The sequence below is a fragment of the Streptomyces griseoloalbus genome, from assembly GCA_014650015.1.
GTDB classification, from domain to species: domain Bacteria; phylum Actinomycetota; class Actinomycetes; order Streptomycetales; family Streptomycetaceae; genus Streptomyces; species Streptomyces griseoloalbus.
Genome location: BMUD01000010.1, coordinates 252667 through 266182, shown reverse-complemented (window position 1 = coordinate 266182; position 13516 = coordinate 252667). Strand labels below are relative to the sequence as shown.

The window sequence follows — 13516 nt, the reverse complement described above, 5'->3', positions numbered from 1 at the left end:
TGCCAACGCGTAGGCTGCCCTCGGCACGACACGGCTGGGGTGGGGGACACATGACGGCTGGGACGGCCCCGCGGTGGGCGTCGACACTCGATTCGGTAGTGGTGTACGCGCAGGGCGCGCTCTGCCACCGCCTCGCCCGAGGCAGTGTGCCGACGGACGGACGCGTGTGGGTGACGGGACTGCCCCGCTCGCTGGACCGGGGCTCGCTTCGGGCGCGCGTCGTGGGCGCTCCCGGGGTCCGCGTGACGGAGGCCCGGGTGGAGGTCGAGGCCGAGCCGTCCGGTGCGGGCCTGTCCGACGAGTTGCGGCGCGAAGTGGAACGGCTGCGCGACGACTGTGCGGCGGCGCGGGGCCGCCGGGACCGGCAACTGGGTCTGATCGAGGAGGTCAAGGCGCTACGTCCGGTGCCACCGGCCCGCGAGCGGGACGACCCGCACCGCCGCACCCCGGTGGACGCGTGGCTGGGACTCTCCGACTTCGCCGACGAGCGCCTGACCGGGCTGCACAGCCGCCTTCGCGAGCTGGAGGAGGAGCTGCGCCGGGTCGAGCACGAGCTCGCCATCGCCGTGGACAGGCTCTCCCGTGCCTCCACCGATTCACCGTCAGCCCGCGTGGAGACCTCGTTGAGTGCGGCTCTGACCCTCGACGGCGCGGGTGACACGGACATCGATGTGGAGGTCGAGTACGGGGTGCCCGGCGCCGTCTGGGTGCCGGCCTACCACCTGACTTACCGTCAGGGAGGCAGCGGTGGAAGCCTGTTGTTGCGCGCCTCGGTCGCCCAGCGCACGGGCGAGGACTGGACCGGCGTGCGTATCGCCCTGGCCACCGCCGACTTGCGTCGTCGCACCGGCCTGCCACAGCTCCGCTCGATACGGATCGGCCGGAGTCAGCCCGTCCCCACCCCTTCGGGCTGGCGTGCGCACCCGGCGGGACTGACCGATCTCTTCGCCGGTTACGACGCGGCAAGCCCCCGCCCCGGCACCGACACCGCACCGGTGGCAGTCGGGGCCAGCTTCGCGGACGGGACGGCCCGGTCATCCGGTTCTGCGTCCGTTCCCCTTCCGCCGCCGGCCGCTCCGGCGGGCTACGGCGGGCCGCCCGCCGCGCTGCCGGTACCCGGCGGCCCTCCGGGCCCCTCCCCCCAGGCGTTCGGCAGCGGCACCGGCGACCCCGTGCCGCCCACCCGGTCGCGGACCCGCGGCAGGCCACGTACCGGCGGCGGGCCCGCCGCTCCGGGCGCAGCCCCGGCACCCGCAGTCGACGGCCGGGCCGCAGCGGCTCCGCCCCCGGCATTCGGGGCCCCCGCGGGGTCCGCGCCGACGGCACCGGCAGCGGGGCCGCCCCGGCCGAACGACGCCGACCTCGACTACACCGCGCTCGTCCTGCGCGGTCCGGACGAACAGGACGGCCGCCGAGGCCGGCTGTTCCCCGGCTCTGCCGTCGACCCGGTGACCGCCGAGCACCGCCGCCGCGCGGAAAAGGTGACCGCGCTGCCCCTTCCGGGACACGCGGTGCGGCCCCGCGAGTCGGCGGGTTCCTTCGACCACCGATTCGATGCCGCCGCCCCCGCCGACGTACCGTCGGACGGCACCTGGCACACCGTCACCATCGGCGAGGTCCCGGTCGGTCTGCGCACCGAGTACGTCTGTGTTCCGTCCGTGGAACAGACCGTGTACGCGACGCTCGTACTCTCCAACGCCACCGATCAGGCCTTGCTGGCCGGCCCGGTGGACGTCACCGTGGACGAGGCGTTCCTGCTGACCGCCTCGCTGCCCACGCTCGCCCCGGGCGGTGTGTGCAGGGTGGGGCTCGGGCCGGCCGAGGCCATCGCGGTGACCCGCCGTACGAACCTGCACGAATCGACCTCGGGACTGCGCAACAACATCACCGTGCTCGACCACCGCGTCCACGTGGAGCTCGCCAACCGGCTTGCGGTGCCCGTCTCCGTCGAGGTGCGCGAGCGCGTGCCGGTCACCTCCGACGCGGACGTCCGGATCGAGGAGCGAGCCGACTGGACGGCACCCGGGAGCGGCGTGGGCCCGGACGATCACGTGCCGGGCACGCGTGTGTGGCGGCTCGAGCTGCCCGCCGGCGGCACCGCCGCCCTCGACGGCGGCTACGACATCCGGATCCCGGCCGGCAAGGCCCTGACCGGCGGCAACCGCAGGAGCTGACACGTTGATGTCCACGTCATCGGAGCCGATCCCCCTCCCCGTCACCGCCGTCACCTGTACGGAGGACCGCGCTCACGTCGAGCGCACCACCGTTGTCGATCTCGAGGCCGGCACCCAGCGGCTGCGTCTCGGACCGGTCAGCGCGCTGGCCGTCGACCGCACCCTGCATGCCGAGCTGACCGCCGACCACCCGGCGAGCGTGCTCGACGTGCGGATGGTCCGCGGTTGGACGCCGCGCGGGCCGCAGCCCACCGCCGACGACTCCGCCCTGCGCCACCACGTGACAGCCCTGGAAGAGGAGAGGACCTCCCTGGAGCAGCAGCGCGACCGGCTGCACACCCGCCTCGATCTGCTCGGCCGTCTCGCCGCCGATCTGCTGCGGGAGATCGGCGAGGGCGCCGGCTTGGGAGAGACCGACACGGCCCGCTGGACCCGGGAACTGGACCGGGTGGACAACGAACGCGACTCCCACGGCGAACGACTGCGCACGGTGGAGGCGAGGCTGGCCGCCGTCGCCACCGAGCTCTTCGAGGCCGAGCGGGCCATGGCTTCCTCCGAGACGGAGCCCGCCGAGCTGGTCGGCCACATCGAGCTGACCGTCCAGGCCTCGGCCGCCGGGCAGGCGGGCTTGCGTCTGAGCCACCTCACCCCGTGCGCAGTGTGGCGGCCCGCCTACCGGGCCGTGCTCGACGGGGATTCGCTCACGCTGGACACCGACGCGATGGTCTGGCAACGCACCGGCGAGGACTGGACGAACGTACAGCTGACCTTGTCGACGGCCCGCTCCGCGCTGGCCACCGCACCGCCGCGGCTCGGCGAGGACCGGCTGACGCTCATGGACCGCTCCCCCGCGGAGCGCCGTACGGTCCGCGTCGACCTGCGCGAGGAGGAGATCAACGACCTCGGCCCCGCGCCCGTGCTCGGGCTGCCGGGAGTCGACGACGGCGGCGAGGTACGCGTGCTCCACTGCCCCGCACCCGTCTCCGTGCCCGCGGACGGCCGCGCCCACCGCGTGCCCCTGTCCTCCTTCACCTCGCCCGCGAGGAGTGAGTTCGCCTGCTCGCCCGAGCTGTCTCCCCTGGTCAGCCAGGTGGTGCGGTGCGACAACCGGTCCGGCCACGCACTGCTCGCCGGGCCTGTCGACCTCATCCGCGGCAGCGGATTCAGCGGACGCGGCACACTGGACTTCACGGCCCCCGGCGCACCCGTGGACCTCGCCTTCGGCAGTCGGGACGACCACCGGGTCCTGCGGCACACCAAGGAAACCCGTGACACCGCCGGGATCACCCAACGGACGGTCCTCACCCGAACCGTCCGGCTGCACCTCTCCAGGTTCTCCGCCCCCGCCGACCACGGCGACGAGACGATCGTCCTGCGGGAACGCATCCCGGTCTCCGAGGTCTCGGCAGTGGAGGTACGCCTGCGCCAGGACGCCTGTTCTCCCGCGCCGGACGCGATCGACGGGGACGGCATCGTCCGCTGGAACATCCCGTTGGCGCCCGGTGGCCGACGGACCGTCACCCTGGTCTATGAGGTCTCGGCGAGCAGCAAGGTCTCCGGCCTCTGATCCCTGCCCCCGTCGTCGCGCTGTGGGGCTCCTCGTCACCGCCGGCACCGTACGCCGGCGGTGAGGAGGAGTCCGCGCCGCGCACCATGGCTCCCGGACGGCCGGGACTCGCCGCGGTCACTTCCCCAGCGGTGACGCGTGCTCGCACACGCTCCCCGGGGCAGGGGGCTCACCGCCGTCGTTCTCCTCGGCGCCGCGCCCGGCGCCTACCGACGGCATGGCAGCCGCCGGCACGACGACCTGCCCTGGGAAGTCACCAGGCGCCTCACCAGCACGTCAGGTACGACCCGGTCCTCGACGGGGCTCGAACCCGCCGACTCGTGAAGCGGGCAGCCCGAACGGCCGGGATGTCGGGGGCCGGAATTCGGCGGCGAACACAGCACAACCATGCGCATGGCCCGCGGGTCACATCAGGCAGGAGCAACCACTCCAAGAGTCGCAAGGGGGAAATATGAGATTCAGTCGTTCTGTCCTGTCCGTCTCCACGTTGGCCGCCCTGTCGGTGGGGGCCATGACCGCCTTGGCGGCGCCGGCCTCGGCTGCGCCCAACACCACACCGCAGAAGGTATGCGGAAGCGGCTACAAGACCGTGAACTCGGCCTCCGTCGCCTCGCTGGGCACCGTCTACCTGACGTACAACTCGGCCAACGGCCGGAACTGCGTCACGACGATCCGCAACACCCCGGGCACAGCCATGGACATGTCCGCGTGGGTCTACGTCCCCGACACCGAAAAGGGCGACCAGGACGGCGGGCAGTACACGTCGTACGCGGGGCCGACCTACGTCTACGGCAAGGGCCACTGCGTCGACTGGGGCGGCAGCATCGACAACGTGTACGTGCAGGTCTACGGCTCCAACTGCGGGGCTCTGAAGGAGCAGCGGGTCACCTTCACCCGCTGACCCATCCGCCCCGACGGGCCACCACCTCGCCCCGGCGGGACCACAAGGTCTCGCCGGGGCGAGTACGGATGCGAGCCCCTCCGGCCATGGCCGGGGGCGCGCCCGTGCCGAGCGACCGCGGTCGGCGAACGACGGGGCGGGCTCGCAGCCGAACACCACCGGGTCAGCGGCCCGGCGGGTCAGTACGCGTGGCGGGTCAGTACGCGTGGCGGTGCACGGTCTCCGGGTGGATGACGACGCGGACCTGATCGACGGCCGGCATCATGGCGGGATCGTCGGCCCGGGTCCGGTCCTCGAGGTCCCAGTAGCTCGTGCACCGGGCCGGGCACTTCATGGACGGCGCGCCGCTTCACCTTGTGCACTGTCCTCACGCTGTCGGTGATGCTGGGCGAACGGGTGACTCGGGCAGTGGAGCGCGCGTTCTCCTCGTAAGGGCCCTACGGTGACAGGAGGACGATCCGGCCGGCCGGGGAGCGATGATGTCGCAGAAAGCGACCGACGTGGTCGAAGCCGCGTTCCAGCACTACAGGTCGCAGGACCGCGAGGCGGCGCTCGATCTCTATGCCGACGATTTCTCGTTCACCAGTCCCCGGGACGATCACCTCGACAAGGCGGCGTTCTTCGAGCGGTGCTTCCCCACCGCCGACCGGATGACCGAGCAGCGGTTGCTGCACGTCACCCCGGCGGACGAGGAACTCGTCCTCGTCCTCTACGAGTACGAACTCACGACGGGCGGCCGGTACCGCAACATGGAGGCGATCAGGGTCCGTGACGGACTCATCCGGGAGGTGCAGGTCTTCTTCGGCGGCGCGGTATGAGGCCACGGTGCTCGCCGGACGCCGGGCGTCCGGCGGAGACGCCCGGCGACGAGGTCACTTCCGCCTCGTGGCGGCTTCGCGGTGGGCCGCGCTTCCCTCGCGGTAGAAGACGTATCCGCCGTGGTACAGCACATCCGAGTCGAACGTCCCGTCCGCCGTGAAGCCCGTGTCGTCCGCGTACCGGATGTGGTCTCCCTCCACCCAGTAGCGACCGGTGTAGGCACTCTCCCGGTCCCCGCGCGCTTCGTCGTAGCGGCCGTCGGCGAGCAGTTCCTGCCTGATGTGGTGGTCGGCCGTGACCCACATGCCGACATAGGGGTGACTCATGGTGGGGCTTCCTGTCTCGGTCGAGGGGGTCCGGCTCTGCGACGACGGCCGGATCGGGCGTTCGGACTCGCCGTTCTCCTGCCGGCCAGCAGGCGTCAGGAGAACCGGCAGGATCAGCGATACGAGCACAGGGACTCGTTTCGTTCCGGGCATGCACTCATCCTGCGAGGGCGCTGCCCGGCCGGCCAGGCCGGAGCGCTCCCAGGATCGTCCCGGCCCGCTCCGCGCAGACGGTGGGCGGGACCAGGACGACGGGCCATCCGGTCGAAGCGGCACGCGCGTACGGTCCCTGGGTGCGGCGCACCCAGGAAAACCGCGCCCTGCCCCCGGCGCGATGGCCTTGTCAGGGTGGTCGCATGAACGAAACCACAGAACAAGCCAAGGGTTCGCTCCAGGCCGGCCGCAAGGTGGTACTCGTGACGGGTGCCAGCAGCGGCATCGGCGAGGCCGTCGCCGTTCGGCTGGTGGCGGAGGGACATCACGTCATCGCCGGCGCCCGACGGCTGTCCCGCCTGCAAGCCCTCGCGGAGCGCACCGCCCGGACGGCCGAACGCACCGGCGGCAGCCTGACCCCCCTGTCCCTGGACGTGACCGACCGCGACCAGGTCGTCTCCTTCGTACGCGCCGGCACGGACCGCTTCGGCCGCGTCGACGTCTTCGTCAACAACGCCGGTCTCATGCCGCTGTCGCGGCTGGACGCGCTCCTCGTCGACGAGTGGGACCGGATGATCGACGTGAACGTCCGGGGTCTGTTGCACGGTATAGCCGCCGCCCTGCCGCACTTCCAACGGCAGGGGCGGGGACACTTCGTCACCATCGCGAGTATCGGCGCCCACCTGGTCGTGCCCACCAGTGCCGTCTACTCCGGCACCAAGTACGCCGCCTGGGCCATCACCGAGGGTCTGCGCCAGGAGGCCGATCCGTCCGTACGCGTCACCACCGTCTCACCGGGGGTGGTCACCTCGGAACTCGCCGACTCCATCACCGACTCCGACGCCGCGGAAGCCATGCGGACCTACCGTGCGCACGCCATCGAGCCGGAAGCCATCGCCGACGCCGTGGTGTACGCGCTCACCCAGCCGGACACCGTCGACGTCAACGAGATAGTCGTCCGTCCGGCCCGCCAACGCCCGTAGTGCTGTCGCGAGCGCGGAGGGCGAGGCCGCGCTCGCGACAGGGCTGGAGGCGACGCCCCAGCCGATGACGGTGAGGCCAGTAGCGACCTGACGCGCGGGGCCGGGGGCCCCTACCGGTGAAGAGGCGGTGTTCCTCGTGGGGGCATGGCGAGGCGGGCGCGGCAGTGTGAAGGGTGCGGCGCTGGCCTTCGCACCATCCACCACCCGGAGCTCGGCGCACTCACTTTCGACTGGGACAGTTTCTACTGGAGCGGAGACCCCGACCAGCACCTCACCGTCTGGTCACCCGCCCCCGGCTCCCCGAGCGAAGAGAAACTCCGCATCCTCAGCTCGTGGATCCAACGATCCGGCACCACCGAAAATAGAACTCACCAACAGTGCACGACTCCCGACCCGGGAATCGTCATTCGGAGTCGGAAAAGCACGCCTCCCGCAGACATCTGCATAGCCCGAGGAGCAACGGTCCACCGTCGCCCCTCGGGCACACGCCTTGAGCACACGTTCCGCTATATACCGACCGGCGCCGCCGGCGTATCGGAGGCGGCGTCGGACTCCTGGGCGAGGCGTTCCATGCCGCTCGTGTTCTTCAGCGGCGTCTCCTTGATGAACAGGACCGCGATCAGCGCAAGCGCAGCGAACGGCGTGGCCACCAGGAACAGATCTCCCGTGGCGACCCCGTACGCGTGCTCCACGAGCTCCCGCATCGGGGCCGGCAGAGTGGTCATGTCGGGCACACCGTGACCGGCGGCCTGGCCGGAACCGGCCGGGACACCCGACTGCTCCAACCCCTTCGTCATCTCGGTGGCGACACGGTTGGCGAGGATCGCGCCGAGCACGCTGGTGCCGATGGTGCCGCCCAAGCTGCGGAAGAAGGACAATACCGAGGTGGCGGCGCCCAGTTCAGCGGCGGGCACGTCGTTCTGTGCGGCCAGGACCAGGTTCTGCATCAGCATGCCGACGCCGATGCCCATCACCGCCATGTAGACGCTGAGCAGACCGAAGTGCGTGTCCGCGCCGATCGTGGAGAGCAGGCCCAGGCCCACGGTCATGGCGACGCCACCGATGACCAGGTAGATCTTCCAGCGGCCGGTGGCGCTGATGAGCTGGCCTGCGACCGTGGAGGAGACGAGCAGACCGAGAATCATCGGCAGACTCATCAGACCCGCGACCGTCGGCGACTTTCCGAGGGACACCTGGAAGTACTGCGAGAGGAAGACAGTGCCGCCGAACATCGCCAGGCCGACCAGCAGGCTCGCCAGCGTGGTCAGTGACACGGTGCGGTTGCGGAAGATGCGCAGCGGAATGATCGGCTCGGCGACCCGCGACTCGACGTAGACGGCGACCACGAGCAACGCCACTCCCCCGCAGACCAGGGCGGCCGTCTGCCAGGACGCCCAGTCGAACTGGTTGCCCGCGAGCGAGACCCAGATGAGCAGCGCGCAGACGCCCGCCACGATCAGGAACGCGCCCAGGAAGTCGATCTTCGCCTCGCGGCGGACGGTAGGCAGCTTCAGGGTGCGCTGCAGCAGCACGATGGCGAGCAGCGCGAACGGTACGCCGATGAAGAAGCACCAGCGCCAGCCCAGCCACGAAGTGTCCACCAGGACACCGCCGATGAGCGGACCGGCCACCGTGCCGACGGCGAAGACGGCACCGAAGACGCCCGCGTACCTGCCGAGCCTGCGCGGCGGGATGATGGCCGCCATCACGACCTGCGCGAGGGCGGTGAGGCCGCCCGCCCCGATGCCCTGGGCGACGCGGCTGAAGATCAGCAGCCCCACGTCGTTGGAGAAGCCCGCGAGGAGCGAGCCGACCACGAACATAACGAGAGAGAGCTGGAGCAGCAGTTTCTGGTTGTACAGGTCGGAGAGCTTGCCCCACAGCGGCACCGTGGCCGTCATCGCCAGCAGTTCGGCGGTGACCACCCAGGTGTAGGAGGACTGGCTGGCTCCGAGGTCGGCGATGATCCGCGGCAGCGCGTTGGAGACCACGGTCCCGGCGAGGATGGCGACGAACATGCCTGCCATCAGCCCCGACATGGCCTGAAGTATCTGCCGATTGGACATGGAGGTCGAAGGCGCCTCTTGAGGCGCCACTGTTGTAGTCACATCGTCTCTTTCGAAAGTCAACACTGAGCCCCCGTCACACGCAGGGGTCTCCACAGAAATAGGGATCCGGTCAACGCCGCCCTGACCTGGCCGGTGGAGGCGGCTCGGGCAGTCCGGCCGCCAGGTGGTCGAACACCTCCAGGAACACGTCCTCGACGGCCGCCTCCTCCTGGTGGACACACCAGTGCTCTACCGCGATCCGGACGGCCGAGGCGCCGACGGCAGCCACCAGCCGCGGGTACAGCCCCAGCGCCCGTCGTCGCTGCTCGGCCTCGACCTCCGTATTCCCTGCACGATTTCCGGAGAACAGGGGCGAGCCGGCGCCGATCCGCTCGGCAACGGCTTCGGCCAGGTCGAGCTCGTCTGCCATATGAGCACCGATACTGCGCGCGAGGAGTTCGGGAGACCGGCGCAGCACTTCGGCGTGCAGCCGCCACAACTCCTGTTGTTGCTCGATCTCCTGCAGTTCGACCGCCATCGCGTCGCGCAGCGCCTCGAGCGGTGAGAGCTCGCGTGGCGCCTCGAGCAAGGCACTGCGGACCCGGGCACTCGACTCCGCACCGACCAGGACGAAGACCTCTTCGCGGGAGTCGAAGTAGTTGAAGAAGGTGCGTGGCGAAACGCCCGCCGCCTCACTGATCGCGTCGACGGTGGTGTGCTCCACCCCGCGCTCCACGGCCATCCGTACCGCCGCTTCGACCAGAGCAGCCCGCGTCGCCCGCTTCTTACGCTCTCGCCAACTGTCCGTGGCCGCCGTCTTCTCCTCCACGTGTTGCATGGTATGCAAAAATGCAGACCCTGCAAAATCACGTTCTGAGTCGGGGTGTCAGGGCGGCCGCGCCCGGCTCGGCCACCCGGGAGCGTTACGTCTTCCGTGACGGCCGGGGCGGGGACGGCCCACTGCAGCGGTGGCATCGCGGGACATCACCGCGTGGTGTGCCGTTCGAGCAGCGACACGGCCGCCGCCGGCGGCGCAGTCCGCGCCTCGGCGAGTCGGTACGCGTCCGAGGCACGAGCATCGCGACCTTCCCCGCCGCACGTCGCTGTCCCGGCGAGGCGCGGCGGCCCCGGCCGGCCGGCAACACCCACGACAGCGAGGGGCTGACGCACATGATCGAGGGGCGCCGAACGAGACACGACGCCCACCGCGCCACTTCATGCCCCGGCGCCTGCACGCGGACAACGCCTACGACCGCCGCGACCTGCGAAAAGGGGTACGCGGCAGCTACAAACGACTTGTCCGCCTCACCACGCAAGGACACGGTCTTGGCAGCGGCGACCGTCGGCACACGGGCACCCGACGTCACGGAGGCGCCGCCGCGCGTTTCGGGAAGTTGCCTTTGGCCTCCCTCCGGCGCGATGTGACGTCGAGCGCGCCGGTTCGACGGGCGCCCGTGCCCCTCCCCCGGCCTCAGGCGGGCTGTTCCCCTCCCCTGGTCGTGGCGGCGAGCGAGCCCAGGAGTCTCAGTGCATCGCTGCTCGGGGAGCCTTCTTCGGCGTGGTACACGACGAGTTCCTGGCCCGGGTTCGAGCGGACGTCGAAAGTCTGCATGGTCAGGGTCAGCGGGCCGACCTCCGGATGCTGGAAGGCCTTCTGCTCGAGGGCCTTTCCCCGCGCGTCGTGAGAGGCCCACAACTGACTGAACTCCGGGCTCAGCTGGAGCAGTTCGGTCAGCACCTGCTGAGTGCGGGGGTCGCCCGGCGCCTTGCCGTGATTGAGGCGGAAACCCGCGACCGCATTCCGCGCGACCTCGAACCAATCCCGGTAGAAGCTCCTGGCCTCGGGTTCACCGAACACCATGTGCATGAGGTTGCGGGAATGACGCCACTGAACGAACAGTGCGTCGGCGATGGCGTTGGAGGCGATCACGTCGAAAGCGCGGTTGTACACCAGGGCGGGGTTGTCCGGCCACGCCGACATGAGCTGCAGCAGACCGGGGGCCACACGACCGTCGACCACGGTGGTGCGTTCCGCCGGGCTCAGTCCGGTGAGTCGGTACATGTGCTCCCGGCCGTCCTCACCCACGCGCAGGGCTGCCGCGAGGGCATCGATCACGGGCCCGGACGGCGTCCGTTCCCGGCCCTGCTCGAGACGGGTGTAGTAGTCGACGCTCACGCCGGCGAGCAACGCGACCTCCTCCCGCCGCAGGCCGGGGACCCGGCGGTGTCCTGTACGGGGCAGGCCCACCTCGTCCGGGGTGATCCGGGCGCGCCGGGCGCTGAGGTAGGCGCCGAGCTCAGAAGGCTTCATGACCGCATGATAGGCAGCGCTCCCCCCTTGTTCCTGGGTGGACTGCTCCCCGGAACACGGCTCCCTCACCGACCGGGCCCCCCGGGCCGACGCGGTGATCAACGGCCCTCCGCGGTCAGGTGAACGCGGCCGGCGGTCCGGGCGGGAATCGCGCCGTAGCAGCGGTGTCCATGCAGCCGGTGTTCAGTTCCGCGCAACCGGACGGCCAGCGCGGGTGAGCAGCATTCGGGCTGATCCCCACCCCACTACCGGTCCGTGGAGCCCTGATGAGCACAGAGAGACAGACCAGTCACCACCACCCCCTGCACAGACGCTCGCTGCTGCGCGCCGCGGTCGTCGTACCGGCCGCCGGTGCCATGGCCGCCGGTCTGGACGCCGCCCCGGCCGAGGCGTCCGAGGACGACGCCGGGACGGTCGGCGGCCGGTTCGATGCCGAGAGTCCGCGTTTCTCTCTGGCCGTGCTGCCCGACACCCAGTACCTCTTCGACGCCGACAGCGCCGACCCCGCCCCGCTGCGGGCGACCTTCCGCTACCTCGCCGACGAGCGGTCGGCGGCCAACATCGCGTTCATGACGCATCTCGGCGACGTCACCGAGCACGGTACCGAGGACGAGATCGGCCTCGCCGCCGACACCTTCCGCGTCCTGCACGGCAGGGTTCCCTACAGCGTGCTGGCGGGCAACCACGACATCAAGGCGTCCACCGACGACCAGCGCGGTGACTCCGCCTATCTCGCCGCGTTCGGGCCCGACCGCTACCGGTCCATGCCGACGTTCGGCGGTGCCTCGCCCGACGGCTACAACAGCTACCACGTCCTGCGGGCGGGCGGGCGACAGTGGCTCGTCCTCGCTCTGGACTGGCGCGTCTCCGACCGGGGACTGGCGTGGGCGCAGGGCGTGCTCGATGCCCACCCCACTTCGCCGGCGGTGCTGACGACGCATGACATCGCCTGGTCCGACGACGACGGCGAGGCCCGGCTGTCCGGCAACGGACAGCGCCTCTGGGACCGCCTGATCAAAGGCAACGACCAGATCTTCCTGGCCCTGGGCGGGCACTACTGGCCGCCCGGTCGTACGGTACTGACCAACGACGCCGACAACGATGTCCACATCCACATCACCAACTACCAGGACCGCTACTACGGTGGCGCCGGGATGATCCGTACCTACGGCTTCGACCTGGTGCGCAACGTCATCGACGTCGAGACGTTCTCGCCCTGGTTCCTGGCCCGGGACGCCGAGAAGCGCTCTCCGCTCGCGGCCGAGACCATCGAACTCACCGGTCCCACCGACCGGTTCGCTCTCTCCGTCGACTTCGACACGCGGTTCGCCGGCTTCGCTCCCGTCACGCCCGCCAAGCCCCGGCCCGCCCGGGCCGTGATGCCCCGCGGCACCCTCGCCTACTGGCGCTTCGACGCCTCCGGGACCGACGCGGCCGGCACCCCCGGAGCCGCCGTCGCCGACGGCACCGTCGTCAAGGACCTGACCGGCAACGGCAATGACCTGACGGTGCGCCGGCTCCACTCCAGTGGCGCCGACGCGCTCACCTGGTCGGCGGACCATCACCGCGGGCAGCCCGCGCACGCCAGCCTCCGTTTCGACGGCGGGAAGAACCCCGACCGCGGCGCCGTCCTCACCACCGCCGCCCGGGCGGCCCTGAACAGCGAGAAGTTCCTCCGCGGCTACACCATCGAGACCTTCGTCCGGCTGCCCGAGCCGTTCGAGGGCGACCACGGCTGGATGGGCATCCTGAGCTGGGAGGGCCGCAACGCGGAGGCGGGCAAGACGACGGGCTGGTCGCCGCTGGAACCGACCTGCAGTCTCAACCTGTCGCCCGAGCGGTTCCTGCAGTTCGTGGTCTACCCGCACCGGCAGGACGCCGACCCCACGTCGTGGAGCCACGCCGTGCCGGTCGGGCGCTGGATGCACATCGCCGTCGTCAACGACACCCGCAGCACGGTGATGTACGTGGACGGTTCGAAGATCGCCCGCAACCCGGCACAGGCATCGACCGGCATCGCCACCCTGGGCAAGCCCTTCGTCCTGGGCGGGACCCAGTTCGACGAAGCCTTCGGGCAGGGCTTCTACGGCTGGATGGGCGACACACGGATCGTCGGGCGGCCCCTGTCGGTCGACGACTTCCTCACCCCCGTCGACTGAGCCGCTCACAAACGGCCGCACGGCCCCGGAATGCCGGATGTTTCGTCCCGCCACGCGCTCGGCATCACTTCCCCG

At 70.7% G+C, this 13516-nt stretch carries 11 protein-coding genes and 2 pseudogenes; 8 read left to right on the top strand and 5 right to left on the bottom strand.

Translation table 11 applies throughout. The annotated features are described in order from the left end of the window. The first annotated feature begins 50 nt into the window (after window positions 1–50). The 3 genes from IE178_RS17880 (at window position 51) to IE178_RS17870 (ending at window position 4642) form a co-directional block, all read left to right on the top strand. Window positions 51–2174: a DUF4139 domain-containing protein gene (locus IE178_RS17880; RefSeq protein ID WP_193513005.1), complete on the top strand. Its 2124-nt coding sequence runs from the start codon at window positions 51–53 to the stop codon at window positions 2172–2174. A 7-nt stretch (window positions 2175–2181) separates the two neighbouring features. Continuing rightward, entirely contained in the window at window positions 2182–3741 is a 1560-nt protein-coding gene (locus IE178_RS17875; RefSeq protein ID WP_193513004.1) for a mucoidy inhibitor MuiA family protein, read from the top strand. A 451-nt stretch (window positions 3742–4192) separates the two neighbouring features. Further along, on the top strand, window positions 4193–4642 hold the full coding sequence (locus tag IE178_RS17870; protein WP_193513003.1) for a spore-associated protein: 450 nt from the start codon (window positions 4193–4195) through the stop codon (window positions 4640–4642). A 196-nt stretch (window positions 4643–4838) separates the two neighbouring features. On the opposite strand, the gene IE178_RS17865 is transcribed toward IE178_RS17870, so the two are convergent. Continuing rightward, window positions 4839–4976, bottom strand: coding sequence for a hypothetical protein (locus tag IE178_RS17865; protein WP_193513002.1), 138 nt, complete (start codon window positions 4974–4976; stop codon window positions 4839–4841). A 145-nt stretch (window positions 4977–5121) separates the two neighbouring features. Between IE178_RS17865 and IE178_RS17860 the strand changes: the two genes are divergently transcribed. Further along, the gene (locus IE178_RS17860) at window positions 5122–5460 is read left to right on the top strand and encodes a nuclear transport factor 2 family protein (protein WP_184765291.1); all 339 of its coding nucleotides are present in this window, start codon (window positions 5122–5124) and stop codon (window positions 5458–5460) included. A 54-nt stretch (window positions 5461–5514) separates the two neighbouring features. Here IE178_RS17860 and IE178_RS17855 read toward each other — a convergent pair whose 3' ends face one another. Then, window positions 5515–5787 (bottom strand): Atu4866 domain-containing protein, encoded by a 273-nt coding sequence (locus IE178_RS17855; protein WP_193513001.1) that lies wholly within the window; start codon window positions 5785–5787, stop codon window positions 5515–5517. 356 nt (window positions 5788–6143) lie between these two features. Between IE178_RS17855 and IE178_RS17850 the strand changes: the two genes are divergently transcribed. Both IE178_RS17850 and IE178_RS36615 read left to right on the top strand, forming a co-directional pair. Next, window positions 6144–6923 (top strand): SDR family oxidoreductase, encoded by a 780-nt coding sequence (locus IE178_RS17850; RefSeq protein WP_193513000.1) that lies wholly within the window; start codon window positions 6144–6146, stop codon window positions 6921–6923. A 144-nt stretch (window positions 6924–7067) separates the two neighbouring features. Continuing rightward, window positions 7068–7238, top strand: a pseudogene (locus tag IE178_RS36615) (MmyB family transcriptional regulator); the annotation flags it as partial. Window positions 7239–7429: 191 nt separating this feature from the next. Here IE178_RS36615 and IE178_RS17845 read toward each other — a convergent pair. Both IE178_RS17845 and IE178_RS17840 read right to left on the bottom strand, forming a co-directional pair. Beyond that, window positions 7430–8989: an MDR family MFS transporter gene (locus IE178_RS17845; RefSeq protein WP_193512999.1), complete on the bottom strand. Its 1560-nt coding sequence runs from the start codon at window positions 8987–8989 to the stop codon at window positions 7430–7432. Window positions 8990–9101: 112 nt separating this feature from the next. Next, complete coding sequence (locus IE178_RS17840; RefSeq protein ID WP_193512998.1) at window positions 9102–9809, bottom strand: TetR/AcrR family transcriptional regulator; 708 nt, start codon at window positions 9807–9809, stop codon at window positions 9102–9104. 296 nt (window positions 9810–10105) lie between these two features. On the opposite strand from IE178_RS17840, the pseudogene IE178_RS36955 reads away from it, so the two are divergent. After that, window positions 10106–10290 (top strand): annotated as a pseudogene (locus IE178_RS36955) (IS5/IS1182 family transposase); the annotation flags it as partial. A gap of 152 nt (window positions 10291–10442) precedes the next feature. Here IE178_RS36955 and IE178_RS17835 read toward each other — a convergent pair. Next, window positions 10443–11282 (bottom strand): helix-turn-helix transcriptional regulator, encoded by an 840-nt coding sequence (locus IE178_RS17835; RefSeq protein WP_184765288.1) that lies wholly within the window; start codon window positions 11280–11282, stop codon window positions 10443–10445. Between the two features lie 266 nt (window positions 11283–11548). On the opposite strand from IE178_RS17835, the gene IE178_RS17830 reads away from it, so the two are divergent. Beyond that, window positions 11549–13441, top strand: coding sequence for a LamG-like jellyroll fold domain-containing protein (locus tag IE178_RS17830; protein ID WP_193512997.1), 1893 nt, complete (start codon window positions 11549–11551; stop codon window positions 13439–13441). The last annotated feature ends 75 nt before the right edge of the window (window positions 13442–13516 follow it).

Excerpts from the sequence above, each read along its gene's own strand:
- IE178_RS17880 (WP_193513005.1), top strand. The coding sequence starts at position 51 with ATGACGGCTGGGACGGCCCCGCGGTGGGCGTCGACACTCGATTCGGTA.
- IE178_RS17875 (WP_193513004.1), top strand. The coding sequence starts at position 2,182 with ATGTCCACGTCATCGGAGCCGATCCCCCTCCCCGTCACCGCCGTCACC.
- IE178_RS17870 (WP_193513003.1), top strand. The coding sequence starts at position 4,193 with ATGAGATTCAGTCGTTCTGTCCTGTCCGTCTCCACGTTGGCCGCCCTG.
- IE178_RS17865 (WP_193513002.1), bottom strand. The coding sequence starts at position 4,976 with ATGAAGTGCCCGGCCCGGTGCACGAGCTACTGGGACCTCGAGGACCGG.
- IE178_RS17860 (WP_184765291.1), top strand. The coding sequence starts at position 5,122 with ATGTCGCAGAAAGCGACCGACGTGGTCGAAGCCGCGTTCCAGCACTAC.
- IE178_RS17855 (WP_193513001.1), bottom strand. The coding sequence starts at position 5,787 with ATGAGTCACCCCTATGTCGGCATGTGGGTCACGGCCGACCACCACATC.
- IE178_RS17850 (WP_193513000.1), top strand. The coding sequence starts at position 6,144 with ATGAACGAAACCACAGAACAAGCCAAGGGTTCGCTCCAGGCCGGCCGC.
- IE178_RS17845 (WP_193512999.1), bottom strand. The coding sequence starts at position 8,989 with ATGTCCAATCGGCAGATACTTCAGGCCATGTCGGGGCTGATGGCAGGC.
- IE178_RS17840 (WP_193512998.1), bottom strand. The coding sequence starts at position 9,809 with ATGCAACACGTGGAGGAGAAGACGGCGGCCACGGACAGTTGGCGAGAG.
- IE178_RS17835 (WP_184765288.1), bottom strand. The coding sequence starts at position 11,282 with ATGAAGCCTTCTGAGCTCGGCGCCTACCTCAGCGCCCGGCGCGCCCGG.
- IE178_RS17830 (WP_193512997.1), top strand. The coding sequence starts at position 11,549 with ATGAGCACAGAGAGACAGACCAGTCACCACCACCCCCTGCACAGACGC.